The organism is Halomonas sp. ND22Bw, assembly GCF_003011945.1.
Taxonomy (GTDB): Bacteria; Pseudomonadota; Gammaproteobacteria; order Pseudomonadales; family Halomonadaceae; genus Halomonas; species Halomonas halophila.
The window spans coordinates 1-518 of record NZ_PXWD01000094.1 but is presented as its reverse complement, the minus strand read 5'-3'; the positions used below and the strand labels follow the sequence as shown (position 1 = coordinate 518).

The 518-nt window shown below is 68.0% G+C and carries 1 protein-coding gene; it reads right to left on the bottom strand.

Annotation, left to right across the window (positions count from 1 at the left end; all coding sequences use genetic code 11):
* Positions 1-429 (bottom strand): PepSY-associated TM helix domain-containing protein (locus CVH10_RS17120; RefSeq protein ID WP_181244446.1); only part of this gene is annotated, 429 nt, incomplete at its 3' end.
* Positions 430-518 lie beyond the last annotated feature (89 nt).

Here is a 518-nt window from a genome sequence, read left to right as displayed (position 1 = left end):
CGCACGGTCGATGGTGACCCATCCGTCGCCGCCGGGAATGGCCAGGGCGACATAGACCTCTTCCGGCGTCGTCTCGGTCGGCTTGCCGGCGATCTCGACCTTCAACGCCTCGGACGCCCAGCGCGCGACGGCGTCGGGCACGGGCTGGGTCGTTTCTTCGGGGAAGGTGGCCAGACGTTGCACCAGCGGGGCCGGCAGGGTCGCGGTCTGTTCGACCGTCACCGGCGTTCCGGGGATGGAGGCCGCGTGGTTCAGGGTGATGCCGGTGACCGCGAACAGGATCATGCCCACCAGGCTGACCGCCGCCGAAATCCAGTGCCAGCTATGAAGTTGCTTCAGCCAGAAGGACCGCGCGCCGTTCAACGCCGCCTTGGGCTTGGGCCCCTTGGCTTCGGGTTCGGCCTGACGCTGTGCGGCGAGTTCGGTCACGCGCTCGCTGTGCCATTGTTGCGAACGGGTTGCAATAGCGTTTAGCCAACCCGCGATGCGACGACCGTCACACCTCGGCCCAGCGCCGC